26 protein-coding genes and 4 pseudogenes are annotated in these 23250 nt (G+C 68.2%); 9 read left to right on the forward strand and 21 right to left on the reverse strand.

Annotation, left to right across the window (positions count from 1 at the left end; genetic code table 11):
- Positions 1 to 25 precede the first annotated feature (25 nt).
- Entirely contained in the window at positions 26 to 826 is an 801-nt protein-coding gene (locus tag BM536_RS05050) for a crotonase/enoyl-CoA hydratase family protein (RefSeq protein ID WP_073491796.1), read from the reverse strand.
- Positions 827 to 932: 106 nt separating this feature from the next.
- Between BM536_RS05050 and BM536_RS05055 the strand changes: the two genes are divergently transcribed.
- Positions 933 to 1460, forward strand: coding sequence for a winged helix-turn-helix transcriptional regulator (locus tag BM536_RS05055; RefSeq protein ID WP_073491795.1), 528 nt, complete (start codon positions 933 to 935; stop codon positions 1458 to 1460).
- A gap of 315 nt (positions 1461 to 1775) precedes the next feature.
- Here BM536_RS05055 and BM536_RS42340 read toward each other — a convergent pair.
- Positions 1776 to 1909, reverse strand: a pseudogene (locus tag BM536_RS42340) (DNA-binding response regulator); the annotation flags it as partial.
- Positions 1910 to 2279: 370 nt separating this feature from the next.
- On the opposite strand from BM536_RS42340, the gene BM536_RS05060 reads away from it, so the two are divergent.
- Positions 2280 to 2678 carry a PIN domain-containing protein gene (locus tag BM536_RS05060; RefSeq protein ID WP_073491794.1) on the forward strand — a complete coding sequence of 133 codons (399 nt, stop codon included), beginning with the start codon at positions 2280 to 2282 and terminating at the stop codon, positions 2676 to 2678.
- Between the two features lie 17 nt (positions 2679 to 2695).
- Here the strand turns inward: BM536_RS05060 and BM536_RS05065 are convergent, their stop codons facing one another.
- The 6 genes from BM536_RS05065 to BM536_RS05095 all read right to left on the reverse strand — a co-directional run bounded on the left by BM536_RS05065 (position 2696) and on the right by BM536_RS05095 (position 8969).
- Positions 2696 to 3745 (reverse strand): lytic polysaccharide monooxygenase auxiliary activity family 9 protein, encoded by a 1050-nt coding sequence (locus BM536_RS05065; RefSeq protein ID WP_073491793.1) that lies wholly within the window; start codon positions 3743 to 3745, stop codon positions 2696 to 2698.
- 339 nt (positions 3746 to 4084) lie between these two features.
- A complete protein-coding gene (locus tag BM536_RS05070) occupies positions 4085 to 4909 on the reverse strand; it encodes a hypothetical protein (RefSeq protein ID WP_094102580.1) in 825 nt (274 codons plus the stop codon).
- Between the two features lie 401 nt (positions 4910 to 5310).
- A complete protein-coding gene (locus tag BM536_RS41655) occupies positions 5311 to 5496 on the reverse strand; it encodes a hypothetical protein (protein ID WP_158086493.1) in 186 nt (61 codons plus the stop codon).
- Positions 5497 to 5969: 473 nt separating this feature from the next.
- Complete coding sequence (locus tag BM536_RS05080; protein WP_211362822.1) at positions 5970 to 6359, reverse strand: hypothetical protein; 390 nt, start codon at positions 6357 to 6359, stop codon at positions 5970 to 5972.
- A gap of 873 nt (positions 6360 to 7232) precedes the next feature.
- Complete coding sequence (locus BM536_RS42345) at positions 7233 to 7511, reverse strand: GNAT family N-acetyltransferase (protein ID WP_245873264.1); 279 nt, start codon at positions 7509 to 7511, stop codon at positions 7233 to 7235.
- Between the two features lie 774 nt (positions 7512 to 8285).
- Positions 8286 to 8969, reverse strand: coding sequence for a hypothetical protein (locus BM536_RS05095; protein WP_073491790.1), 684 nt, complete (start codon positions 8967 to 8969; stop codon positions 8286 to 8288).
- Between the two features lie 194 nt (positions 8970 to 9163).
- Here BM536_RS05095 and BM536_RS43855 point away from each other — a divergent pair, with 194 nt between their 5' ends.
- Positions 9164 to 9286 carry a hypothetical protein gene (locus BM536_RS43855; protein ID WP_281258537.1) on the forward strand — a complete coding sequence of 41 codons (123 nt, stop codon included), beginning with the start codon at positions 9164 to 9166 and terminating at the stop codon, positions 9284 to 9286.
- An 863-nt stretch (positions 9287 to 10149) separates the two neighbouring features.
- Here the strand turns inward: BM536_RS43855 and BM536_RS05100 are convergent.
- Together BM536_RS05100 and BM536_RS05105 are read right to left on the reverse strand one after the other, a co-directional pair.
- Positions 10150 to 11253, reverse strand: coding sequence for an NAD(P)H-dependent flavin oxidoreductase (locus BM536_RS05100; RefSeq protein WP_094102581.1), 1104 nt, complete (start codon positions 11251 to 11253; stop codon positions 10150 to 10152).
- Positions 11250 to 11864 carry a flavodoxin family protein gene (locus BM536_RS05105; protein ID WP_094102582.1) on the reverse strand — a complete coding sequence of 205 codons (615 nt, stop codon included), beginning with the start codon at positions 11862 to 11864 and terminating at the stop codon, positions 11250 to 11252. Before BM536_RS05105 ends, BM536_RS05100 begins: the two co-directional genes overlap by 4 nt.
- 122 nt (positions 11865 to 11986) lie before the next feature.
- On the opposite strand from BM536_RS05105, the gene BM536_RS05110 reads away from it, so the two are divergent.
- A complete protein-coding gene (locus tag BM536_RS05110) occupies positions 11987 to 12586 on the forward strand; it encodes a TetR/AcrR family transcriptional regulator (protein WP_073491789.1) in 600 nt (199 codons plus the stop codon).
- 104 nt (positions 12587 to 12690) lie between these two features.
- On the opposite strand, the gene BM536_RS44720 is transcribed toward BM536_RS05110, so the two are convergent.
- Positions 12691 to 13203 (reverse strand): 8-oxoguanine DNA glycosylase OGG fold protein, encoded by a 513-nt coding sequence (locus BM536_RS44720; RefSeq protein ID WP_425444604.1) that lies wholly within the window; start codon positions 13201 to 13203, stop codon positions 12691 to 12693.
- On the opposite strand from BM536_RS44720, the gene BM536_RS05115 reads away from it, so the two are divergent.
- Entirely contained in the window at positions 13148 to 13426 is a 279-nt protein-coding gene (locus BM536_RS05115) for a hypothetical protein (RefSeq protein ID WP_143650788.1), read from the forward strand. The genes BM536_RS44720 and BM536_RS05115 overlap by 56 nt on opposite strands.
- Positions 13427 to 14162: 736 nt before the next feature.
- Here BM536_RS05115 and BM536_RS05120 read toward each other — a convergent pair.
- Positions 14163 to 14843 (reverse strand): DsbA family protein, encoded by a 681-nt coding sequence (locus tag BM536_RS05120; protein ID WP_245873265.1) that lies wholly within the window; start codon positions 14841 to 14843, stop codon positions 14163 to 14165.
- Between the two features lie 125 nt (positions 14844 to 14968).
- Between BM536_RS05120 and BM536_RS05125 the strand changes: the two are divergent.
- Positions 14969 to 15265 (forward strand): annotated as a pseudogene (locus BM536_RS05125) (transcriptional regulator); the annotation flags it as partial.
- Positions 15266 to 15738: 473 nt separating this feature from the next.
- Here the strand turns inward: BM536_RS05125 and BM536_RS05130 are convergent.
- Positions 15739 to 16221, reverse strand: coding sequence for a YjfA family protein (locus BM536_RS05130; RefSeq protein ID WP_094102583.1), 483 nt, complete (start codon positions 16219 to 16221; stop codon positions 15739 to 15741).
- A gap of 204 nt (positions 16222 to 16425) precedes the next feature.
- Between BM536_RS05130 and BM536_RS05135 the strand changes: the two genes are divergently transcribed.
- Positions 16426 to 17193 (forward strand): hypothetical protein, encoded by a 768-nt coding sequence (locus BM536_RS05135; protein WP_073491786.1) that lies wholly within the window; start codon positions 16426 to 16428, stop codon positions 17191 to 17193.
- A 158-nt stretch (positions 17194 to 17351) separates the two neighbouring features.
- On the opposite strand, the gene BM536_RS05140 is transcribed toward BM536_RS05135, so the two are convergent.
- Both BM536_RS05140 and BM536_RS05145 read right to left on the reverse strand, forming a co-directional pair.
- Positions 17352 to 17627, reverse strand: coding sequence for a hypothetical protein (locus BM536_RS05140; RefSeq protein WP_143650790.1), 276 nt, complete (start codon positions 17625 to 17627; stop codon positions 17352 to 17354).
- 92 nt (positions 17628 to 17719) lie between these two features.
- Positions 17720 to 18052 carry a peptidoglycan-binding domain-containing protein gene (locus tag BM536_RS05145; protein ID WP_073491784.1) on the reverse strand — a complete coding sequence of 111 codons (333 nt, stop codon included), beginning with the start codon at positions 18050 to 18052 and terminating at the stop codon, positions 17720 to 17722.
- 284 nt (positions 18053 to 18336) lie between these two features.
- On the opposite strand from BM536_RS05145, the gene BM536_RS05150 reads away from it, so the two are divergent.
- On the forward strand, positions 18337 to 18798 hold the full coding sequence (locus tag BM536_RS05150) for a hypothetical protein (RefSeq protein ID WP_073491783.1): 462 nt from the start codon (positions 18337 to 18339) through the stop codon (positions 18796 to 18798).
- A 73-nt stretch (positions 18799 to 18871) separates the two neighbouring features.
- Here BM536_RS05150 and BM536_RS40705 read toward each other — a convergent pair whose 3' ends face one another.
- From BM536_RS40705 to BM536_RS05165, 3 genes and pseudogenes are all read right to left on the reverse strand, one after another.
- Positions 18872 to 19018 carry a hypothetical protein gene (locus tag BM536_RS40705; RefSeq protein ID WP_158086494.1) on the reverse strand — a complete coding sequence of 49 codons (147 nt, stop codon included), beginning with the start codon at positions 19016 to 19018 and terminating at the stop codon, positions 18872 to 18874.
- A 57-nt stretch (positions 19019 to 19075) separates the two neighbouring features.
- Complete coding sequence (locus BM536_RS05155; protein WP_245873266.1) at positions 19076 to 19519, reverse strand: ATP-binding protein; 444 nt, start codon at positions 19517 to 19519, stop codon at positions 19076 to 19078.
- A 939-nt stretch (positions 19520 to 20458) separates the two neighbouring features.
- A pseudogene (locus BM536_RS05165) lies at positions 20459 to 20827 on the reverse strand (transposase); the annotation flags it as partial.
- Between the two features lie 274 nt (positions 20828 to 21101).
- Here BM536_RS05165 and BM536_RS40200 point away from each other — a divergent pair.
- Complete coding sequence (locus BM536_RS40200) at positions 21102 to 21458, forward strand: hypothetical protein (RefSeq protein WP_211362823.1); 357 nt, start codon at positions 21102 to 21104, stop codon at positions 21456 to 21458.
- On the opposite strand, the pseudogene BM536_RS42350 reads toward BM536_RS40200, so the two are convergent.
- The 3 genes and pseudogenes from BM536_RS42350 to BM536_RS05180 form a co-directional block, all read right to left on the reverse strand.
- Positions 21413 to 21634: pseudogene (locus tag BM536_RS42350) on the reverse strand (P-loop NTPase family protein); the annotation flags it as partial. The gene BM536_RS40200 and the pseudogene BM536_RS42350 overlap by 46 nt on opposite strands.
- 135 nt (positions 21635 to 21769) lie before the next feature.
- Positions 21770 to 22609 (reverse strand): CAP domain-containing protein, encoded by an 840-nt coding sequence (locus BM536_RS05175; protein ID WP_094102584.1) that lies wholly within the window; start codon positions 22607 to 22609, stop codon positions 21770 to 21772.
- A 450-nt stretch (positions 22610 to 23059) separates the two neighbouring features.
- Positions 23060 to 23242, reverse strand: a complete 183-nt coding sequence (locus tag BM536_RS05180) for a hypothetical protein (RefSeq protein WP_073494368.1) — start codon at positions 23240 to 23242, stop codon at positions 23060 to 23062.
- Positions 23243 to 23250 lie beyond the last annotated feature (8 nt).

Genomic DNA, 23250 nt, shown 5'->3' on the forward strand with positions numbered 1-23250 from the left:
CTGACGGGGTGGCGGGGCGCTCTGGTCAGCGGCCGGTGAAGACGGCGTCGCGGCGCTCGATGAACGACTGGATTCCCTCGGCGCCGTCGGCGGTCGAGAGCAGCCGTGCGATGTCCGGGCGCAGTCGCTCGATCGCGGCGCTCTCGCCGTACTCGTGGGCCAGCTGGGCGGAGGCGAATACGGTGCGCACCCCCAGGGGGGCGGACTTTTCGGCGATGAGGGTGGCGATCTCGGTGGCGCGGTCGATGGCGGACGGCCAGTCGGCGGCGAGTTCCTGCACCAGGCCGATGCGGTGGGCTTCGGCCGCGTCGAACTCCTCGCCGGTCAGGATCCAGCGCATGGCGTTGCCCCATCCGGCCTGCTGGGGGAAGCGGAAGGTGGCCCCGCCGAAGGGGTAGATGCCGCGGCGGATCTCGTACTGGGCAAACTGTGTGTCCTGGGCGGCCACGCGGATGTCAGCGGCCAGGAGCAGTTCGATGCCGAGCGTCATCACCCAGCCGTGTGCGGCCGCTACGACGGGCTTCGACCACGGTCCGTCCAGACGCCAGGGATCGCGCCCGCCCTTGGGGGCGTCGAACTTCCCCGACGTGAGCTCGGCGCCGACGTCAAGCATGTCCAGGCCGCCGGTGAAGTGGTCGCCATGGGCGAACAGGACCCCGCACCGAAGGTCGTCGTCGGCTTCCAGTAGTCCATAGGCGGCCGACAGCTCGCTGAGCATCTGCTTGGTGAAGGCGTTGCGCTTGGCGGGCCGGTTCAGGCCCATCAGCAGCACGTGGCCGTCCCGTTCCACGGTGACCGTGGATGTGCTCGCAGGCATGGAGCTCATCACTCACTCCTCCTCGTAAGTTGCATACTGAGACTCACTGGACGCTAGCGGGACCGAGTCGCCGAGGGCAAGTGAATCTCATCATGAAACTGATAAGCTCGTTGGCATGAGACGGACCTCCTTCGACAGCTGGCCATGCTCGATCGCCCGCACCGTGGACATCCTGGGCGACGGCTGGACCTTGCTGGTCCTGCGCGAGATCTTCTACGGCGAGTCACGTTTCGACGGCTTCATCGACTCGCTCGGCATCGCGCGCAACACCCTCACCGACCGGCTCCGGCGCCTGGAGAACGCGGGCCTGTTGCGGCGACGCCCGTATCAGAGCGAGCCGGTCCGCCACGAGTACCTGCTGACAGACAAGGGCCGCGACTTCTTCGGCGTCCTCGCCGCCATCAACACCTGGGGCGACCGGTGGCTGGCCGATGACGACGGTGTTCCCGTGGTCATGCACCACACCGCTTGCGGCCACGACACCCAGGCCGAGGTCGTCTGCTCCTCCTGCGGCGAGCCACTTGACCGCCAAGACGTCGCGGTGCGGACGGGACCCGGCTACCCGGCCAGGCTCCTCGACAGCCCCGACGTGCAAGCGCGCTTCGCCACGGACAGGCACCCCGAACAAGTCGCCAACAGCTGAACCGCGCTCGGCCGAAGCAGGAGTAGTCCCGTCCGGCCTCGAACCGGCCGCTGCTCGTGAACCGATCTGCCCCTGAAGGCGATCTTCCTGCACGGGCAAGCCGAGGCCAGACGTGCACACTCCGCCGCAGGCGACGAGAGGTTGTGGCCGCGAGGAGAGGTAAGGCCGGGGGGACGTCTTTCTGGGGAGCGGTTTGTTCCGTCAGTAACTGCCCGACGAGTGGATCGCGACGCGCCGACATCGAGGACGAACACCTGCCACTGCTCGCCCATCGATGGGGCGACACCAACGAAGCCTCTCTGCCGTGCCCCGCAGTCAGGCCAGACGCCGTTCCTGCTCCAAGTAGTGCAGGACGGCAGCGACCCGTCGGTCCACCTTGGTCGGTAGGGGGACAGGTCGAGCTTGGCGAAGATGCTGCGGATGTGTTTGTGGATGGCACCCTCGCCGACTCCCCATGCTGGATCACGTTCGTCTTCCGACTCCCGGCGCTTCCCGTCATCGCCTCGGGCATCAGCACGCTCATCACCGCCCGCACCCCGCGCCATGTGGGACCGACACGACCGCTACCGAGTCGACCGGGACCACATCGCCCGCGTCCGACAGACCGTCGCCGCGTAACCCTCCGCACCGGCACCGGATCCCGCAGCACAGGGCCAACCACCGGCCGAACCCTTGGAGCTGGCGCAGAGCACGCCGACACAGGCCGAATGAGCCGGCCTCCGCCCTCGGCAGTGCGCCGAGTCCGGAGGCGGAGGCGAAGGCCCGTGCGCTGCTGGAGCGGCTGGGCGGGGCGCAGCACGGCTCGCAGACGGCCGCGTAGTGGCGGCGATCTCGGTCGTTTTTGACCACACCACCGCTACCGCTCTGTACGACCCGAAGGACCCGTTCAACGAAGCGGTCGCCGCGTTCTATGTCCAGGCCTCCGGCGGACTGGGCAGCCTGTACGCGCCGGTGCTGTCCCTGACCGCCGGTGACGCCGAGCGGCCCGGCCTGCTCAGTTACATCAAGAGGCTGCGGTTCATCCGGATCGAGGCGTTCGACACCGACGCCGCGGTCAGCGCCACCGAACTGCTGCGCTTCGGGCACTCCTGGGCCGCCGTCCATGCCATCCGAGCTTCCAGGCCCTCGGCCGCCCATCCGGCCGGGCGGTTTCTGCTCACGCTGACGCCCAAGGCGTACGCGGGCACCGGCGTCCAGGTTGTTCACCCCGGCCAGTAGCCACCGCGCTTGGAGGCCTAACGGAATTCGACGTCGGAGACGCTGACGAAGAACTCGCCCTTGAAGTCGTGTCCGGCGTCGCCGCCGCCCCAGATGTTGACGATGGCGTGTCGTCCCTGCCGGGATGCCAGTAGCTCGGTGGTGTACTGGAGTTGCTGGTCGGCGTGTGTGCCGCTGCCGTGGTACTCGACCATGAAGGGCGTCGGCTCCAGCACGTCCCAGGAGATTCCCTGGGCCGGGTCCCAGCCCTCTGTGGTGATGAACCACTGGTGTGTCCACTTCGGGCCCATGTGGTTCTGCCGGTAGTTGTAGGTGAAGGTGTGCCGGCCGTCGACGGCCTCCAGCGTGCTGGTCGGCCAGTCGCCCAGGCCGTCTCCGCCGGCCAGGTCCAGGCCTTTGAAGGCGGGATTCGCTGCTGATGCCACGTTGGCGCCCTGGAAGAACTTGCGGTATTCCAGGTACCCGCGGGCCTCGTTCCACGGTGGGTTGCCGGCTGTGCCGGCAGGCACCACTTCCTGCCAGGTGGTCGAGGTGTTCAACTCGCGCGCCTTCCGGCAGATCGGCGCGTCGTCCTCGTCACGGATCGCCCGGATTGCCCGGCTGGCCGGGAACTCCAGACTCCCGTGCCTCTCCCGGCCGCCCCCTCCGCGCTCCTCGGTGCGCGCGGGGATGTGCGCGTTGTAGGGCGTGGACGTGGACATGTCGACCGTGACCTCATCCGTGAACGGCCCCCAGACGCCGTCGGCGTGCCGGGCGCGGATCTTGACCCGGTACTCGCGGGCGGGGCTCTCTCCGAGGGACACCCAGTGCCGGTTGGCCGACTGCCAGTGCGGGTACCAGTTCGCCCAGTACAGGTCCACCGTCTGCGCGGGACGCCCGTCCAACCACACCTCATAGTGGTGGGGATAGTCCGGGCGCCCGTTGTTCCAGTCGGACGGCTCTGTGGTGCCCTGGTCGGGGGCGTTTGCGCCGATCCGCCAGGTGAGTGAGATGCCTTCAAGCTTGACATCACCGTCATCGCGGTAGGTCGCCACCGCGCGCAGGTCCGCCGGGTGAGGCTGCTGCATCTTGGGAACTCCTCCAGTCGCACAGAAACGGGTGGTCCAGCGAAGCCACACGCCGAACCACCCCTATTGCCACTAATCAGAATATTTACGACGGCATATGCCGCAAGTGCGGTGAGCCGCAGGGGGCATGCAGGGGCTCCCTGAAGCGTCAGGCCGGGGTTCCGGGCTGGTCCTGGCCGTGCCCGGCGCCGCAGTCACCTCCCTCCGGCCGTGCACGGCTCCTTGAAGATCGTCCGCCGAAATCCGGTAGGCGCGGGCGCACGCCTGGCGTGCGTCAACTTCCGTTTCGTATGCTCACCCGGACGGTCGCGTCCGCCTGCGACGGACCGGGAAGGACCCCTAGCGCAGGCCGAACTCGCACTTCGCGTGGCACTTCATGGCCAGGTCTCGTCTCCTTCGAGGACCCGCGGCCGGTCCCACGGGCTTCTTCACCGCACATGCCACAGGAGCCAGACGAACCGGGAGCGGTACCTTCCCCTCCGACCCGAGAGGTGAGCCATGAGTACACGCACGTCCGCCACCCCCTCCCACTCCGCACAGTCGCTCTAGGTTCACCTGGTAGTAGCCGCCGTATCCGCCGGCGCCTTCCGGGCAGTTGCGGCGCAGGAGGGGTACGAGGGCTTCGGTCATGGCGGCGCAGCGCGGGTCCTTCGCGTACGAGGCCATCGTCAGCTCTCGTTCGGGCCGGGTGAGGTGCGGCCACAGCAGCTTGAGGTCGTGGGTGACCCGCTCGGCCAGGACATCGGGGTCGTTGGCCGTCCACTGGTGAGCTGTCCCGATGGCGTCGGGGGCCTTCGTCCTGGAACTGCTCCTGCCGGGGAGCGGGCCGGATGGCACGCGGGCGGTGAAGGTCACCGGACCGGGTGGGCGGGGCAGAAACAGCAAGGGGTGGTGCGGGGTGAAGTCGAAGTGGCCCAGGCGGGCAACGGGCTCTTCGTCGAAGAGCTGCGGCTCGGTCCACAGGCCGACGGTGACGACGAGCCAGGTGTGTGGGCGGTCCGGATCGTTGCACAGCCACAGATCAAACGTGCCGACCAGGAGGTTCTCATCCCACTTCCAGACCTTCGCCCGCGGATCGAGTGCGTCGGCCCCGTCCCGGCGCAGCGGCATCAGGGCGCGCTCGAACGGAGCGATCAGATCGTCGTAGGCCGTCCGCATGGCCACGCTGCCGGCGTGGTCGAGCGCCGGTGCGCGACGAGAACGACACGCTCGAATGCAGCGAAGGCGACTTGCCCCTCCTCCGTCGGCGACGCGGAAGACGCTCCCTTGGACGGCCGTTCGCCAATCGGGAGATCCGCGGCGGTGGGTCTGCTGCTGCATCCGAATCTCCAACGAGCGCAGCGCCGACCGCCGGTGACGCCGCTGGCTGCGCGAGAACCGGGGCCGTGCTCGATCATGGCGCACTTCGACCTCGTGGCTCATCTCGTTGTCCTTGCTCCGGTTGCTACGGGTCTACTTGATCCACATCAGGAACCGGTCCTTCTCGATGATGCGGTTGTACAGGTAGAAGCTGCCCAGAGCGGGGCCGCCCTCGTTCTGCTCTGCTCTGCTCTGCTCTGCTGCGATCATGCGTCGGCTGTAGCTGCCGCCGTGCTCGCCGCCGGCACGTCTTGACGAGAACCACCGAGCTCGTCATCGCCGGGCTGCTGCCGGAAGACCGCCGGCGATCCCGACACCGGCGTCTCGCACGCCGGTTTGCTGATCACGGCGTTCGCCAGCGGCGTGATCATCGGCGGGCCGGCCATCGCCACCCTGCGACTCTGCCACAGCGCCGGACGTTGGTGCTGGGTCCGGTCGTATTCTCGCTCGGGCACATCGTCGCCGCGCTGAGCGCCTCGTTCACGGTCGTCCTCGTCGCCCGGGCGGTGACCGCCCTGGCCACCGGGGCGTTCTCGGCCGTCGGGTTCGTCGTCGCCACCGCCGCCGCGGGCCCCGGAAACGCCACCCGGCCAATTCTGACGCTCAGGTCGGCGCCAGATACGAAAGCGTCAAGCGCCAGGCGGGCCATTCGCGAGGTAGCGGGCGGTTGGGACAGTCGACAGTGGCGCTTACCAGATGCGGTGTTCCTTGTTGTGTAGTCGTTGCAGTTTGTCCCCGGTGCGTGCGGGCCGCGACCACTCAGAATCTGACGCCGCCCCCGCAGCAGCAGCTCAGCCCCGCGTGCCCAAGTCATGTGGCAGAGAGCAAGCGGAGATGAGCGCTCAGCAATACCGCACAACCTCCGCTACTCCGGCTGCGTCACCGTCAGCGACCACCGGATCTCCTCCGACGAGGCGTCGACCCCGATAGTGAAGGAGCCCGACCGCACCACGCCGGCGCCCATCGTCACCGAGCCCACTCCGGCGGTCCCCGCCGGACAGTCGACCGACAACGCCGCGACCTCCGACTCCTGCGACTGCATCGTCACCCGCACATCACCGCCGCCCACGCACGCCACCGTGAGGACGGTCGGCAGCCCCGCCCACGCGCCTCCCGACGCGACCCCGCCGTCACCGATCTGCTCCTCCACCCACACCAGACCCTCCGGACCGGGGTGGGGCAGCAGAGGACCTCCGACCGCGGCGGCGGGCCCCGCTCCAGCACCTGCCACGGCACAGGCGGTCAGCACGGTCATGGTCAACACTTTTCTCGTTCGGTGCACACTCGCTCCTTGCTGATCCGTCATGGACGCCACAGTCTGTCCGCGTGATCGTCCCCGGACCTGAGTACGCGTACTCAGAGCCGATCAGGTTGGCCGGAAGCCGCCGGTACGTGACGTCGTCCGGGTAGGAGGCGCGGGCGGCAGGCAAGCGGCGGGAGTTGACCCGCAGGCGTACGCCCTTGGGCCGGTGGCGGGCGGCAGCGGCTGACTGGCGGCCAAGACGCCACGTCGATGACTCCACTGTGCGGGCGCGGGCGCGTAACGACGCCGCCTCCCTCTCGGGAGGGCACACCGCCGATGGCCATGACGAGGGTCATGGCTTGGGCGGGCAGTGCCCTGCGCGTCTTCATGCCGGGCCTGCTGGTGTCCGGCTCAGGAGGGCATGCCGACCAGGTTCCGTTGGAGCCAGCTCAGCAATCCAGGAGGCGACGGGATGTACGCGTCCCTGCTCAAGGACCGCATCCTCGAGACGGCGTCGTCGTCTTGGCGAACCGCGCGACGAGGCGCGCTCCGTCTGTACGTCGTCTGGCTCGGACGCTGGACCGCCTTCGGCGAGGGTTCACATGCTCCATGCTCGGAGTGTGCTCAGTTCGGCAGCTTCGCTGCGTAGATCCAATCGAAGCCGTCGTATCCGGTGCCGTCGAGGTACTCGGCCCGGGTCAGACCGGCACGTACCGCCACGCGCTGGAAGGCAACATTGGCCGGCCGCACTCGGGCGATCAGCGGGAGGTCGGGAACGTGTCGGGACGCCCAGTTGGTGACTGCCGATCGCGGCCTCGCCGGCGAAGCCCAGGCCCCATGCCGTGGTGGCGAAACGGTAGAAGAGGTTGAGAACCTTCAAGCCATTCAGTTCCATGGGCTTGCCCCGCAGAACCCCAGTTGCAGGGCAGAGTCGTCGCGTCGGACAACCCAGTACCCGATTCCGTAGCGCTGCCATTGGTTGTTCCAGCGTTGATAGAACTCCCCGGCCTCTTCGAACGAGGCGAGGGCGTCGGAGGGGGTGTGCCGGTAGGTTGCGGGGTCACTGTGAATCGCGAAAATCGCTTCGCTGTCGGCTTGGGTCGGACGCCGCGGTGACAGTCGCGCGGTCAGCAGATCTTCACTTGCCAGGCTCCGGTCGCCCATACGCAGATCCATATCAGGCGGCCCTGCACAGCGCCCCGACTTGTGCCTCGCCCACCAGATCGGGGAACTCGCCGAGGCACGCTGACCCGGCGAGCCGCGCATCACCGTCGCGGTAGACCCAGGTGCGCCTACGCACCGGTGAGTTGCAATAGGCTGCGCTGTCGGGCCGCAGACCCTCCTGGCCCACGGACTGGGGCTCCATGACCGGTGACTCGCAGGCAACCGCCCGAGCCTCGGTGCGAGACCCAGGCGACACAGCCTCATGCTGCGTTGACTACGGCCCTCGCCTGACCGGTCATCGCTCGGCGAACAGTCAGGTTCCGCGCATGAGTTGGACACCGGATTCCATTCCGGACCAGTCGCGCGATTGGTTGGCGCCACCGGTGCCTCGGCGTTGTTGACCAGGAGATCACCCACGTCATGTCTCCAACCCTTAGCAAAACCACGGCCGACGTCGCCGTGGTGCCGTTCTCCCGGGCCACCGAGGGCTTGGAGCCCCAAGTTGGGATCGATCACCTCGGCACATGCGCTCCCGCCGCCCTCCCCCCGATCCAACATGGCCAACTTCGATACTGAGCACCTTTACCGAGCGGCGTTCGCCCACGCGCTCGCCAAGTGGGGCAATTTCCGCGCCCTGCAGCGAAGCGCCGACGTCGCAGGGCTGAGGCTGCGCAGCATGGCTGTCGGCCCCGGACTCACACGCTCCAACGGGCTCGCCGGAGGCCCCAACAGCACCCGCGGTTGCGTAGAGACGCCGAGGCCTCCCTGTACGCCTCACAACCGTCCCCAACCTGCCAGGGAGTCGCTACGTCGCGCCCGATGGGCCGTTTCAGGGCCATGGCGAGCTCGTCCTCCGCAGTCGGGGCAGCGCCATCCAGGACCCGGACTCCACAAGGGCCCAAAGCGGGTCTTGCCCCGGCCGCCAGGGCCGTACAACAGGGTGACCGCAACAGCGGGTTCGCCTTCGTCCCGCCACCGTTCCAGGCGAGTCAGATCCTGCCCCCGCCCGGTGAACGGCACAACCTGGTGCCGGGCCAGGAGCAATTGACTGGGCTGGTCGCGCCACGCCTCGAGCCTTGTTGAGCCCTCGGTGAGCGGAAAGGGTTCCACTCGGAACGACGCGGGCGTCGCCGCCGGCCGATCCTCACCGAGCAGTTCGAGCACCTCGGTCAACTGCGAATGACGCATCTTCCACAACTCGCGGTCGAACAGCTTGCCGAAGATGGTCGTCTTCTTCTCCTTGGCGTACGCCTCACATGCGCTCAGGAACGCATAGACGAAATCCAGATCGCCAGGCGCGGTGAACTGGGCATTGAGCATCTTGCCGATGCCGGTGGTGTTGCGCCGATTCCCGCTGTGCTTCACCAGTGCGCTGTAAGAAGGGCTCCCGGCATTCCGGCGCACCTCCCGCAGCCCGTCGGCGAATCGTTCCCGGGCCTTCTGCGCCGCCGACGTCATCGGACGCCCCCCTCCGTGTCGCTTGTCTCCTCGATCGTCCCCGACCTCCCCTCACCCCGAGGCCGGGAACAGCACTGATGCCGAAAGCGTCCCGGATCGTCCCTGATCCACACGGCTGGTCGTCCGCCGAACCCATCCTCGGTTCCGCCGGTCGGCACCACAGCCCCGGCGCACGTTCCCGGAAGGAGACGACAATGCCCGCACCTCGCCGGCCTCGACGCATCTGGTGCGCTCTGGCCGCCACTGGGCTCCACGCCGCCATCAGTGGCGCCGCCCGCGCCGTGATGACCTGGCTCCTGGACAAGATGACGCTCTGAAGTTCACCCGCCACTGTCCGACATGCGTCACACCGTATGGAACCAAGGCAGCCCCGGTCAGGGAAACACGGACAGTGCCTCCCTGACCGGGCAGGGGGCGTCGGCACAAGTGGTGAGGACGCACGCCGACCCCGTGCAACGGGCACTCGCCCACCCCTGTTCGGCTCGCCGCTGATCGACGCCGCCTCGACACGACCTGACACGGGTCGAGGGCACGGGCAGGGCGCAGAAGAGGCAGCACTCCAGCCATGGCACGTGATCTTCATGTCCGGGAGACGGCTCGTCGCCGGCCAGGGATGATTTGCGACCACACCTGCCTGGTGATGGCGTCCCCGGGTCGGACCGGCAGATCCGGCGGAGACGCCTTTCGCCAGACACCTCGGAGAGACGGTCCTGGCAGTCGTCGAAGAAGGGGATCCGGACAGTGGGCGACTCGCGCTGGAGATCACCTTCGACTCTGGCGGTGTCCGGTGCGAGACGTGGTCCGTTCTCCGGCTGTCGAGCAAGTGATCAGGGGCGCATGGGGGCACCGAGCGGCAAGGCCGCATCCTGCGGCAGGCGCCGCAGGTGCTGCTTATGCGTTGCAGCCGGGCGACGCCCCATTGCGTTGATGACCTGCCGATCCTCCACGCGCGGACGGCCGGTCGCGGCCCGCGGTATGACGCGGTATGAGAGGAGCGAGTAACTCCCATTCCTGATCGGTGAGTTCATGGCGACGTATCACGCCACCATGATCCACCACCGATGATCTTTGCAGACGGACCCTAGTAGATTGCGTAGCGCCGACGCCGTGATCGAGTGCTGGCGACATAGCATCGGCACTCGATCATGGTCGCGTGGCGCGCTCACCACGTGGGCTGCGTTCAGTGGGTGCCACGTGATCCGAAGGGAACCTCCTGGCGTGGGAGTTCCTTGACCAAGTGGGCCAGGTACTCCCCTGCCGCCAGGCCCTCGTCGGCCAGCGCCGCGGCCTGTCCGGCCCACAGATTCGTGTACTCCGACCTTCCCTGGGCGGCGGCGGCCCGGCGGATGGGCTGCATCAGGGCGTTCTGGACGGGGTAGGGGGGCACGGCGTCCTCGTACGCCGCCATCTCGTGCACGAACCTGTTGGGTATGCCGCGGGCGGTGCGGCCGGAGAAGAGTCGGGTGAGGACGGTCGTACGTGCCGCCGGGGTTCCGAGCCGGCGCTTGTGGGTGTCGCTCGCGCCGGATTCCCGTGTGGCGAGGAACGCGGTGCCGATCTGCACGGCGTCGGCGCCGAGGGTGAGGGCGGCCCGGATGCCGCGGCCGTCGGCGATGCCGCCCGCGGCGATGACGGGCGCGGTGACGGCGTCGGCGATCTGCGGCACCAGCGAGAAGGTGCCGACCAGCGATTCCCGTACGGGCGCCAGGAACGCCCCTCGGTGCCCGCCCGCGTCGCTGCCCGAGGCCACGATCGCGTCGAGGCCCGCGTCCTCGAGGGCGACGGCCTCGTCCACTGTTGTCGCCGTACCGATCAGGGCGATGCCCCGGCCGCGTGCCTCGTCGACGACGCGGCGGGGCGGGATGCCCATGACGAAGCTGATGACAGGCGGCGCGGCGGCGAGGAGCGCGTCGATCTGGTCGTCGAAGGCAGGCAGGGCTTCGACGTCCTCGTAGGCGGGGGCGGCGACGCCGAGTTCGTCGTAGTAGGAGCGGAGCCGCTCGGTGTGGGCGGTGAACGCGGCGTTGTCCGGCAGTGCGGAGCGCTCGCCCTCCAGCGGCACCCAGAGGTTCACGGCGAACGGCCGGGTCGTGGCGGCCTTCAGTTCGGTGACGAGCCCGGTGATCGCGTCGGGGGTGAGGATGTGCGCGCCGTAGGAGCCGAGGCCACCGCCGTCACTGACCGCGGCGGCGAGGGCCACGGAGGAGAGTCCGCCGCCGAAGGGGCCCTGGACGATGGGGTGGTCGATGCCCAGCAGGTCGCCGAGCCGGCCGGGGCCGCTCACGCGGTCACCGCCGGGGCGGCGGCCTCGCGGCCGTGGGCGAACTGGAGCGCGCTGCGGGCGACGCGGGCGCCGAGGTGGTGGGCGGTGCGCAGGTCCGAGTCGGTGGGGGCGTGCTCGGGGCCGAGGTCGGAGGAGGACTGGGCCATGGCACCGACGAAACCGCCAAGACGGTTGAGATCGTCCGGGCTGCCGGTGGAGGTGTAGGCCCAGCCGGGCAGCAGGCCGAGCGGGACCCAGGTCATACCGTGCTGCGCGGCGAGGACGACAAGGGAGAGCAGGGCGTTGTCCTTGTTGCCGTTGATGCCGGCGGAGTTGGTGAAACCGGCCGCGAGCTTGCCCTGCCAGCCCTGCTCGGCCCACACCTTGCCGCTGGCCTCGGCAAACTGCTGGAAGACGGCGGAGGTGGACCCCATGTAGGTGGGTGAGCCGAAGATGATCGCGTCAGCGCCCTCGAGAGCCTCCCAGAGGGTGTCGTCCAGAGCGGCGACGTCCCGCAGGTCGGCGCGCACACCGGGGACCGAATCGACGCCGGCCGCGACGGCGGCGGCCTGGCGTCTGGTGTGGCCGTAGCCGCTGTAGTGAGCAATGACGACGGAAAGTGGCATGGACATGAGTGTCCCCTTGGTTGTCTGTGTTGCGTTGGTGCGCGGATCGACGAATCCGACACTAGACGGTTGGTCAACTACTCACCACCCCACTCGGAATCATAGTTGACCGGACGTATACTCCTCGCATGGGACGTACCAGCACGGCACGCGACCGCCTTCTCGACGCCACCGGTGAACTCATGCAGAGCCGCGGCTACAGCAGCCTCGGCGTCGCCGAGATCTGCGCCAAGGCGGAGGTGAAGAAGGGCAGCTTCTACCACTTCTTCGAATCCAAGCAGGCACTGACGGTCGAGGCCGTCAACGCCTACTGGAACGCCGAGCGCAGCTGCTGGACCACCGAGCTGTCCTCCACCGCCCCTGCCCTCGACCGCCTGCAGCGACTTCTGGACACCACGGCGCAGGTGCAACACCGGAAAAAGGAGACTTCGGGAACGGTGGACGGTTGCCTTCTGGGCAACCTCACACTGGAGCTGGCCACGCAGGAGCCCGCCGTGCGGGCCCGGCTGGAAGAGATCTTCGACGAGCAGATCGCACTCGTCACCGCCACCCTCAATGACGCCGCCGACGAAGGAACCGTCCCCCGCGAACGGGCCACAACGGCCACCGCGCGAGCCGTGGTCGCCCACCTCGAAGGTCTGGTCATGTTCGCCAAGCTCAAGAACGACCCCACTGTCCTGGACAGCCTGTGGCCGCACACACTGCTGCTGCTCGGAGCCGCGGACTAGGCGATCAGAATTCCTTCGGTGGTGGGCCGGCATTGGATGACGGTGTCCATACCGACCAACTGCAGGCCACGCAGCACGGAATGCTGAGCCCAGGCGATGCGCACTCACATCGTCACGGTCCTCCTCTGGCCGGCGTTCCTGGTCGGTGAAATCCGTGAGCGAAGGAAAGGAAAAAGGATTCCGACGCCTCCTGAGAAGCCGATGAAAGAACCCCCAAGCGGCACTCTTGTGCCGTGCCGATCATCCCGCTTCACGGAAAACACGTGGCCAGGACGCGCAACACATACGGCGAACCCGTCACCACGGTGATCACTGCCAACATTGAGCACGACGGCGGCCCCAACATAGGAGCCGTCCGGGTCGTGCCCGCTGGCCCGGACCACTGCAGTGGCCATCTGCCGCAGGCGTCTGACCGGGACATGGTCGAGGACGAACGGCTGGAGGCCGGTTGCCGGCAAGACTGTCTTGCCGACGAAGTACAGGAACTTGGTGAAGAAGGAAGGCCCCCAGCCCGGGAACGCGCCGGTGGAGTACCGCGTAGGCCTGTCGTGAACCGTGCTCGTGCAGCGCACTGACGGCGCTCGCACCCTGGGCCGGCCAGACGCGCTGAGGGCCACCGCCGGACACGGCAAGCCCCACCAGGGCGGTGAACAGCGGATCGACCGCCACTACACCGCCCCATGGAACATCAACGCCGTCATCGACGTCACCGTCCTCGACACGAGCGATGTCACCGACCACGACGCCGTCAAGGTCGTGTACTCCCGCGCGAGGCTCGCCGAAGGGCTGCGCCGCACCATCACCCCCCTGCCACCGCACGACCTCAGCTCCGTGTCCTAGCCCGGCCGCACACAGACCGCCTTCAAGCCTGCCGCTCGGTCGTTGAATACGACGCCCCCGGCACCGATCGGCCACGAGCCGAAGTGCTCGGCAGGTCCATCCAGACCGCGATCGCGTCGATCACCTGTCGGTGATCGATGCCACCGCCCGCCCCGCTTCCACGACCTGTCAGGTAGCAACGATCAGATGATCCGAAGGAAACGGCCTAACGATTAGGGGGGCCCTGTACCTCATCGAGCCTCGCGTCCGAGTTCGCTCCTGGTCATGTGCCAGTCCTCGCCGAACAGCCACAGCGCCGGCGACAGCTGGCCGTCCGGCGCATCGCCCGACCTGCTCGAATAAGCCCTGTTCATCACCGTCTGGGAGACATCAGGCTGAGCAGCACACGTACGCCCGAGCGCGAGCAAGGGATCCAGCCTGCGACGGCTGCGACGGTGTGCCGGGCGTACGGGGTCGCCCGAACCAGGAGGCTGCAGGACGGCGTCGAGGTCCTGGCGCTGCAGAAGCGGCGAGGGTGCCCACCAGGAAGGTCGTGGGCAAGTGCGTCGGTTAGGGCGTGCAGGGCCAGGCGCTCCCACCGCTTCGTGCTGTCGCCGTGCAGGGTCTTCAGGTGCTTTGCGCGGGTGAGGTAGGCGCTGATGCGGCGGCAGTGGTGGGTCACCAGCGCCGCTGGCGCCTCGTCGCCCTCCGGGCGCGGGGCGGGTTCGACCGTGCTTGCGGCGCCTGGCCCGGTGGTTCAGAGTTTGGTGTCCTGCCACTCTCCGGGCTCGTCGTGGATCTCCTGCAGCAGTTCGGCGAAAGCGTCGCTCTCCTGGAGCAGGGCGTTGTACTCCGACGGGATCCGCTTGCTGTTGATCACCGCGGTGGGCGTACCGGGGCCTTCGGGCTCCTGCGTTCCCCCGGCCTTCTCGTAGGCCTTCTGAGAGGAAGTCACGAAGGAGCGGTATTTCATGGATCTCACGGCTGCGTCGAACTCCGAACCGCGCAGGCCTTCCACCTGGCCGGCCAGTTCCAGCAGGTAGGCGTCGGTGTAGCCGTCGACGCTCTCATCGGGCTGGTTGGCGTAGAGCACCTCGTGGTACTCCACGAATTTGCCTTCCTCCAGCGCGGCGCGCAGCGCGTTGACGGCCTTCTTCGGCCCGGTGCCGCCGACCCGGTCGTCCAGGAAGGAGGCCAGGGTGTACTCGACTCTGGCCCAGCGGTCGAGCATCGCTTCTCGCAGTTGCGGGCCGCCGCCGGTGGTCTCGAACTCCTCGCAGTACGGGCAGCGGGGGTCCTCATACAGGTGCACTGTCACCGGCGCGTCGGGATCACCGACCGTAATGGTGGTGCCGTTCGTACTGAGCTTTTCCGGCAGTTCCTCGGCGCTGGTGAAGTCAGGGCCGTACTGCGCCTGGCGCTGCCCGCACCCCGCCATCACCAGTACCGCAGCCGCACACACAACAGTCCACCGGCCCATACGCCCCATGCGCCATCCCCTCCCCTGAGAGCAGCGCGACCCTAGATCATCCGAACGACAACCGCATCACCAAATCCTTCACAGGCGTGCACTGGGCACTCGGCGACGCCGGCGCCGCCCTGGACGCCGGGAAGAACCTTCGGCCCGAGCAGTTCCCGACTGCCGAGCGCAAGGCCCGCCTGGGCACCGACATGGCGCGCACCCGGTGGGCCTGGCAACGGCCCGAGCAGACCGCCCGCGCCCTGCTGGACGCCTACTGGGCCAGCCCCGGCGAAGTCCGCGACCGGCCCGCGATCCGCCACACACGAGTGAGGAAGTTCCGCGCCCTCCGAGGAAGGCGTCGTGGGCCGCGCCGAAGTCCACCAAGCCCTTCTGCGTAACACGGAATTCGAAACTCGCCGGCCGGCCGGGGGTCTGCTCGATTCCGTAGATGCCCGGGTCGAGCTACACCGCCGGAGCCGTCGCCCCGTCCACGAGATCCGGACTGTGCCCTGAGACGGAGAACTTGGTGAAGGTGAGACCACTGCTGTCGATTCTGATCTCGGCCATGTCTTTTCCCTGGAGGCTCTGACCGTCCGGAGCGAGTTCCTGGACCTCCGTGCGTGCCGGAAGAACCTATGGGGTCCGGGCTCATGGATTCGGGGTTCAGGAGTCGACGTCGTGGCTCTTCACTCGCGGTCGTCGCACCCGCGTCACAGCTCTGTGCCCGGCCTCAGGAGGCGAGGCGGTGACGGCGCCGACGGCGTGCGTCGATCTGCTCACGTCTCCGAATTCCAGCATGTCACGGGTGCGGCGGGCCGCAACACGATCGCCGTCGGCGCCTCCGCCTCGGCATCAGTGGTAGGCCTCGGCATCAGTAGTAGAACGTGCACGCGGTGTTGGAGTCGGGAGGCAGCTCCGCACACGCGTGGGCCCTGAGGTCCTTGTCGTTCACCATCAGCGTGTACACGCTGTTCTCGTCCCCCGGCCTGACCGTGATGATCCGTTTGGCGACGGTGTTGCCGTCGTCGTCCTCGGCCCGCACCCACGCCTTGTCGCCCGGCTTCCCGAACCAGAGCTGTGCCCAGGCGGCCCTGCACTCCGCGCTGTACCGCAGGCGGATGATGCGACCGTCGACCGTAGCGTCGTCGATCGTCACGGCGTCGTCGACGCAATGGGTCGCGATGGGATCGAGGCCGTCACACGTGGTGGCGAAGCACGTCACCGGCGCTCGCGCCGGAGGCTTCGACGTCGCCTCCGGCGGCGCGGAATGCGCGGGGGTGGAGAGGACCGAGGTGGCCGCCGCTGTGATCAGTACAGCGGCGAGTGCCCCCGCCGGACGGCGTGTGCTCATCATGAGAAGGTTCCTTTCGGTGCGGGCTTCGGGCACGGGCTGTCAACTCCCGCGATTCCAGAACACACCTGCCGGCATGGGCCTGCAACCGGTGACATGGCGACCGTAGTTGAACAGGCACACGCTGCTCGGGAGTCGCGCTGCGGCTCGCAGGGCGGTGTGCATACCATGGAATGGCCCCATTGGGAAGCGAGCGGGAGCGATGCCATGGACCTGCTGCCGATCGAGATCAAGGTCAATGTCGAGGGCGACGTCGCAGCGGCGCTCTCGGCCCTCCGCGGAACGGGCGGTGCGCTGATGACGCGCCGGATCTGGTTCGCCGAGGACCGGGCCGGTGTCGCCGAGGGCCGGGTGCCCCTGCTGGACGGGGGTGTGATCGTACGGTTCAGGATCGGCAGCGGCCCGGACGACTTGACCGTGAAGTTGCGGCCGTCCACCCGGGAGCAGTTGATCGGCCGCTTCGAAAACCCCTTCGACGCCACGCCGTTCACGTTCCGGATCGAGGAGGACTGGTCGGCGGACCGCCGGATGCTGGCCGCCTCGCTGGTCCACGACCATCCCCAGGGCGCGCTGTTGGGCGCCGTCCAGCCCGGAGGCGATCCCGCAGCGCGGATCGACGCGGTGCAGGACCAGTTCCTGGATGTCTGCGCACCCGACATCCGGCTCGACGGGCTGGTCGCGCTCGGTCCGGTCCTCTCCACGAAGGCCGACGACGTCGAGATCGACGACCTGAAGGTCGATCTGGAGGCATGGAGGGTCGCCGGCCTGGAGTTCCTGGAGGTCTCGCTCCGGGTGAATCCCAAGGAGGGAGAGAGCGCCGAGGAGTTGAAGGCGCGGGCCGAGCGCAAGCAGCGGAGGCTGGACGAGACGGTGAAGGAGCGCGGGGTCGTCATCGCGGACCTCCCGGAGAGCAAGACCCGCAGGGTCCTCACCGTTCTGGCGGAGGCCGGGCGGGCGGAGGCCGGGCGGCCCTGACCCGAGGGCAAGCCCCCAGCCGCCCTCGTATCACCCTCAAGCCTGACCCGAGGGCAAGCCCCCCCAGCCCCCTCGTATCACCCTAGGGCCAGCCGGTATCAAGGTCGGCTCATGGCCGCTTCGGCGAGGGCGAGGTCGCCTGAGTGGGGAACGCCGCCTCAGTGGGGAACGCTGTTCTTGATGGACTCCATCTCGCTCTTCAGCTTGTTGATCTCCTGCCTCAGCGTTTCGGCATCCTGATGCCGGCCGGCCTCGTCGAGGCACTTGCTGAGGAATCCGAGAGCGACCACTACGCCGACCCAGGAAAGCCACATCTTGGCGGCGATCAACGGTTCCAAGGGGGGTGCGACAGCGCCGAACGCGACCCCCGGCGTCGAGGCGACGGCGTTTCCGAAAGCGACGGCTACTGCGACCTTCTGCACTTCGCATGCCATGGTGGCGCTCCTTCTCGGCTGCGTTCAGCGACGGATGCCGAATGCCTGTCGGGTTGTCATGTCTATGGGTTGGCCCGAATCCTGGTAAATGTTCATGAAAGATCGATCCCGAACTCCGCCACGTAGCCGTCCACGTCCTTGTCGCCAGCGCAGCGGAACATGTGCGCGAGTGATGGGAAATCGGACAGGTCGAAGCTGACGGCCTCGGTCGGAACAGGTCCTTCGAGCGCTTCCCAGGTGGCCGGTCCCACGATTCCGTCGACGACCAGGCCCTGATCGGACTGGAATTGACGAACGGCGGCGTCGGTCTTGGGGCCGAATATTCCGTCTACTTGGCCGACGTCGTACCCATGGATCTTGAGGTCTTCTTGCAGGCGAGTGACGAATGGGCCGGTGTCGCCCTGTCTGAGCAGTGGATTGGGCATTTTCCGTCTCCTGTCCGTGTCGCGCGAAACCGAAGGAGGGGAGGCATCCGTTGATGACGCTCCCGGAGTCGAGAGCTCGGAGCCACAGCACCATGGTCCCTCAGCCTCGAAACCGGTGCCACCGAGCGCGGGGCCCGTAGGACCGCGACGCGTCACAGCAAGAACATGCCGAGTGGCGGTGGGAGTTGGGCGCGGACAGACTGGAGGAAGGGTGGGTGAATGACGCTTTCTCGCGCTCCGACGAGCATCGACCGGCCCAGGGATCCCGCCGAGAGGAGACTTTCATGTTCGGGCATGTGAGAGCGATCGACGACAAGAAGCCGATCTTCATGATCAAGGTCAGTGTCTACCGCGGTGATCTGTCTCTGATCGACCGGGCCTACACCGATGAGGAAGGCCGGTACGAGGTGGAGATCACCGAAGGTGAACTGGTCACCATAGGGTTCGACACGCATTACTCGCTGACCAACGCGGACGACTGGCAGCCGTCCGTCATCGCGAACGTGATCGCCGACGACGAAACGTCCCTGGACCGCTATCTGATGCGGAGGGGACAGGTCGTCGACGAGGCGTCGGCCATGGATGCCCTCAACGGCTACCTCCTCACCGCGGCGACGACGCACAGGCGGGCGGACGCGTCCTACGCCGCCACCGCGGCGAACCGGCTGGCGATGCTCAAACAGCACACGCTCGTGCTTCAGTCGCTTCAGCGGACGCTTCTGGAGCACTTCGAGAACCAGACGTGAGGCGGGCGCACACGCCGTTGCGTCGCGCGCGTCCCTTCACGCAGCCCTCCCTGCCGCGTCTGTCCCCTCGCACTCACGCAGCCCTCGCGCGGGGATGCGGAGTGAGCCACTCCTTGTCCGTCCAGGTCACCTCGTCCGGGATCCGCCTCGCGTACCCGGCGTCGGTCTCCATCCGCAGCCGTACGCTCTCGTGCACGATCCGGCGTGATCGCGACGACACACAACGCCGATAGATCTACGGAGGCCGACATTGCCGGTCAGGCCAGCGGCGCCGCCATCACCCTGGCTCGGGTCGTAGCTCCCCAAAATCGTTGGACTCCCAGGCAGCGGACTCCCAGGTGAGCTGGTCGCCCAGGGCGAAGGCGAAGAGACGGCCTTCACCGTTGCGGCCGTGCAGGATGCGCTCCCCACCCTCGGTATGCGTCCTGGTCGTCTTCCAGGTAGTGCCGTACGCCTGGAAGGCGGTGCGCGCCCGCCCGGGTGTCATGCCATGACCGTTGTCGGTCACCACGACCTCAGTGATCGCCTGCATGCTGGAGCGACGTAGTTCGACGTCGCCCTCGGTGGCGTTGGCGTCCACGGCGTTCCACACCAGTTCGGCGACCGCCGTGATCTGGGGCTTCCTCTTGAACTGGAGGATCTTGCGCTCGCCGACCGAGAGCTCGAACTCCGTCAGCGGCGGTCCGCTCTGTGCCGGCAGTTCGGCGCCGACCACGCCCACGCCAACTCCCGTGCGAGCAGCGCCTTCTGTGCTGTGATCCCCAGACATGCGGTGACCGTACCGGTTTCGCACAGTGCGGGACACATCACCTTGCATGACGGGGGGCGTGTGCCGTGGTCTACCACTCGCAGCGATGGGGCAGCCGGCGCGCGGCCCGGATGAGGTCTTCCGTGCAAGGGTGACGGCACTGAGGGAAGGCTGTGCCCTCACCACGCGGGGCGTGCACCTCGGTGATCGAGCGCATCTGGACCGCCCAGCCGTGCCCAGCGTCAGCGCGGCTGGGCGTCCCATCCCCTGCAGCCGTCCTCGCCGTGGACGTGGCCAGCCATCCAGGCGTCGCCCCCCACGCTGCGGAGAACTGGCAGACAGGACGGACACAGGCCCGACCACGGAAGGTCAGCGCCTCGCGGGGGACGGATCGGCTGAACACACCCCCGCCCGGCACGAGCACCGCGATTGCGCAGTGCGGGCGACAGGCATGTGTCCCTCAGTGCACTGTGCCTGACAGATATCTGCAGGTTGTTCAGGCACGTACGGCATGTGCGCAAGGTGGGAGGCCGATCCCCGATGCTGCCCGTCACCGTCGAGCGTGAACCGTTCCCGTCCCTAGGGCGTCCATACGGGCACCTGACACCGTGGAGCCGCCGCACCATGAGCACATCCGAACCGCCGTTCTGGCCGCACTGCGCACACGGTGCAGACCCTGCTGCCAACCCCGTTGGTTGCCGCGGCATCCACGTCCCCGGCCACACCGCGTGCCTCGCCCACCTGACCGACGCCGACCGCGACGCCTACCTAGCAGCCCTGACTCCCGGCGCCAGCATCGACCACCGCGGCACCACCTTCACCGAATCCCTCCTCAACGCCTTACTCAACGTCCTCCGTGAGCCCGCAACCGGTAACCCCCGCTTAGGTACCGGCAGGTTCGGGTCGTCGACCGAACCGCTCGAGTGCGGCCTCCTCGGTCGCAGCGGTGTAGACGGGCTTGAGGAGCTTGGTGATCTTGTCCCAGTCCTGGCGGGCGGCATAGCAAAAGGAGTTCCGCAACAGGTGGACCACGCAGGTCTGGACGGTAGTGCGCGGCCAGACGGTCTCCACCGCGTCGGGCAGGCCCTTGAGGCCGTCGCAGACGAGCATGAGGACGTCGTTCACGCCGCGGTTCTTGATCTCGGTGAGGATGTGCATCCAGTGCTTGGCGCCCTCTCCGCCGTCGCCTGCCCACAGGCCCAGGATGTCCCGCCGGCTCTCGACGGTGACGGTGAGGGCCACATAGATCGGCCGGTTCGCCACGGCACCGTCGCGGATCTTGGTTCTGTCGACGATCTCGTGATCCGGACGGCTGGGCACGTTGCTCCGTCTGTTCGCGATCATGCATCGCGTGCTCTCGTGATGTGCTCCTCGAGCTGTTTCCGTACCTGTCCGCGTTGCTGATCGACGAGGTGGAGAGGCGACCGGACCAAGTAGTGCTGAGAACGCGGGTGCGGGCGGCGACTGGGTCCTGTCTGTGCGGTCAGAGCTCGGCCCGGGTGCACGGTCGGTACGTACGCAGGCTGCGTGATGTCGCTGTGGCGGGCTCGGTGTCGTGATCGAGTTATGCGTGCGTCGCTTCCGCTGCGAGAACCCTGCCTGCTCGGCGGTGACGTTCGCCGAACAGCTTTCGGGACCGACAACCCCGCACAATCGGCACACCCCGCTGCTGCGCGGGGTGTTGACCGGAATCGGGCTGGCCCTGGCCGGCCGGGCAGGAGCCCGACTGGCGGCCGCGGTCGGCCTCACCGTAGGTAAGGACACGCTGTTGCGGCCGGTCAGGTCTCTGCCCGAGCCGGAGATCGGCCAGGTGGAGATCCTCGGTGTCGACGACTTCGCCTTCCGCAGGGGCCGCCGCTACGACACGAGTATGCCTTCGACCACGACGTGGAATCCGGCGTCCAGGGCGTAGCGGGCGTTCAGGCCGATGTGCGTGGCACCGGGCCGGTCGCACTCCCGGCGCGGCGGAGGTTGTCCTGGCCGACCAGGGCCAGGCCGTGCCCGAACCGCTCACGCAGGCCGGCCGCGACGGACGACTTCCCTGAGGCGCTGTTGCCGACCGGCCGGGCTTCTTCGGGTGCCCACCATCACGGCCCTCACGTCTACTTCTTCTTTGGCGATCCGGACTCGCGCAGCACCTACGCCCTGGACAGAACGGCACCCACGCCGGCCGCGGCCGGCGTGACGGTCGGCGGGCCGTGACGGGCGTGGGCCCCGTGAGCGTCAGCGGACCGTGCCGAAGACCTGCGTCCAGTAGTTGCCGGGCTGCGCCACCCCCACACCGATCTCCTTGAAGCCGCAGTCCAGGATGTTGCGCTTGTGACCGGCGCTGGCCATCCAGCCCGCCATGACCTGGTCGGGCGTGGAGTACCCGTACGCGACGTTCTCGCCGTAGGTGCTCCAGAGGTAGCCCGCGCGCGTGATCCGCTGTCCCGGGTCGGACCCGTCGGAGCCGGTGTGTGACATGGTGTTGTGGCTCGCCATGTCCGCGCTGTGGGCCTGGGCGGCCTGCGAGAGCTTCGCGTTCAGGGTGACCGGGGAGCAACCGACCTTGGCACGCTCGCTGTTGACCAGGGCGACCACGCGGGCGACGGCGGGGGTCGCCGTGCCGACGGCGGGAGCCATGGTGGCGGCGGGAGCCGTGGTGGCGGCGGGAGCCGTGGTGGCGGGCGGCTTCGGCGCGGCGGTGGTCCTCGTCGGGGCGGGCGGGGTGGTCGTCTTCGCGACGGGCGCCTTGGGCTTCTCCGGGGCGGGCGCCGCAGTCCCGGGAGAGGTCGTCGGCGAGGCCGAGGGCGAAGCCGTCGCCGTGGGCTTCGCGGTCCGGATGTCCCGCCCCCGGTGCCCGTCCCAGGACGTCTTCCTCCCGTCCGTCCGGTGTCCGTTCCAGGACGCCTTCCTCCCGTCCGTCCAGGGACCGCTGGACGTGGCGGTGATGGCTTCGGCTCCTCCGTCGCCCATGCACGCCATGGCGGCCGACGGCACCGCCACCGCGCTCATCGCCAGGACGGCGACGGCTATGGGCCGGCGGCGCGTCTTCCTGCGGTGCTTCCGGTGGTTCCTCATGCGGACCTCGTTCGGTCGACTCTCCTTGCGCCTCCGGCGGGGCTCGGTTTCGCACAGACACTGCGCTCGACCTGCGGGGGGACGCCTTGCGGGCCGTCATTGTTAAAAGCCGCGTGAGGGCACGGCAACGGGGGCTTCCACTACCTCGCTCAGTAGGCGAGGGCACCCTTGAATCCGGCCCGGGATTGTGCCGGGCATGCCGCGCCGGAGGCCGACGGCGCCTCACACTCCGTCAGAAGGACGGCAGAGACGGTCCGGCGGCTTGAGGCCGGTGCCCCGGGCCGGTGACCCCGGCCAAGGTGCCGCGTATGCCCGCTTCCATATGCCAGATCCGCCTATGTCGGCCACGCGGCACTACTATCGCGGCACGTTGATAGGGACCGGGCACGTGACGGATGTCACTGACTTTCCCCACAACCCTCTCGACGTCCGGCGTGCGGGGCGATGCGGTCAGGCATCGGTGACCGTGCGCAGGAGCGCGCTGAGGCCGTGGAAGAAGGCCACGGCCTCCTCGTCGCCGACGCCGGCCGGGGTGGAGACGCCGGACCATTCGACCCGGGACACCTCCGGCTCGCCGGCCTCGTGGACGGTGAGGGTGAAGCGGTAGCCGGTGAGTGCCGCGCCCCGGCGCACTGCCGACG

The sequence above is a fragment of the Streptomyces phaeoluteigriseus genome (assembly GCF_001896135.2).
GTDB classification, from domain to species: domain Bacteria; phylum Actinomycetota; class Actinomycetes; order Streptomycetales; family Streptomycetaceae; genus Streptomyces; species Streptomyces phaeoluteigriseus.

Bases quoted from the DNA above. Each gene is read 5' to 3' on its own strand.
- BM536_RS05050 (WP_073491796.1), bottom strand. From the start codon at position 826: ATGAGCTCCATGCCTGCGAGCACATCCACGGTCACCGTGGAACGGGAC.
- BM536_RS05055 (WP_073491795.1), top strand. From the start codon at position 933: ATGAGACGGACCTCCTTCGACAGCTGGCCATGCTCGATCGCCCGCACC.
- BM536_RS05065 (WP_073491793.1), bottom strand. From the start codon at position 3,745: ATGCAGCAGCCTCACCCGGCGGACCTGCGCGCGGTGGCGACCTACCGC.
- BM536_RS05080 (WP_211362822.1), bottom strand. From the start codon at position 6,359: ATGACCGTGCTGACCGCCTGTGCCGTGGCAGGTGCTGGAGCGGGGCCC.
- BM536_RS42345 (WP_245873264.1), bottom strand. From the start codon at position 7,511: ATGGGCGACCGGAGCCTGGCAAGTGAAGATCTGCTGACCGCGCGACTG.
- BM536_RS05095 (WP_073491790.1), bottom strand. From the start codon at position 8,969: ATGACGTCGGCGGCGCAGAAGGCCCGGGAACGATTCGCCGACGGGCTG.
- BM536_RS43855 (WP_281258537.1), top strand. From the start codon at position 9,164: ATGCCCGCACCTCGCCGGCCTCGACGCATCTGGTGCGCTCTGGCCGCC.
- BM536_RS05105 (WP_094102582.1), bottom strand. From the start codon at position 11,864: ATGTCCATGCCACTTTCCGTCGTCATTGCTCACTACAGCGGCTACGGC.
- BM536_RS05110 (WP_073491789.1), top strand. From the start codon at position 11,987: ATGGGACGTACCAGCACGGCACGCGACCGCCTTCTCGACGCCACCGGT.
- BM536_RS05120 (WP_245873265.1), bottom strand. From the start codon at position 14,843: ATGGCGGGGTGCGGGCAGCGCCAGGCGCAGTACGGCCCTGACTTCACC.
- BM536_RS05130 (WP_094102583.1), bottom strand. From the start codon at position 16,221: ATGATGAGCACACGCCGTCCGGCGGGGGCACTCGCCGCTGTACTGATC.
- BM536_RS05135 (WP_073491786.1), top strand. From the start codon at position 16,426: ATGGACCTGCTGCCGATCGAGATCAAGGTCAATGTCGAGGGCGACGTC.
- BM536_RS05140 (WP_143650790.1), bottom strand. From the start codon at position 17,627: ATGGCATGCGAAGTGCAGAAGGTCGCAGTAGCCGTCGCTTTCGGAAAC.
- BM536_RS05145 (WP_073491784.1), bottom strand. From the start codon at position 18,052: ATGCCCAATCCACTGCTCAGACAGGGCGACACCGGCCCATTCGTCACT.
- BM536_RS05150 (WP_073491783.1), top strand. From the start codon at position 18,337: ATGTTCGGGCATGTGAGAGCGATCGACGACAAGAAGCCGATCTTCATG.
- BM536_RS05175 (WP_094102584.1), bottom strand. From the start codon at position 22,609: ATGAGGAACCACCGGAAGCACCGCAGGAAGACGCGCCGCCGGCCCATA.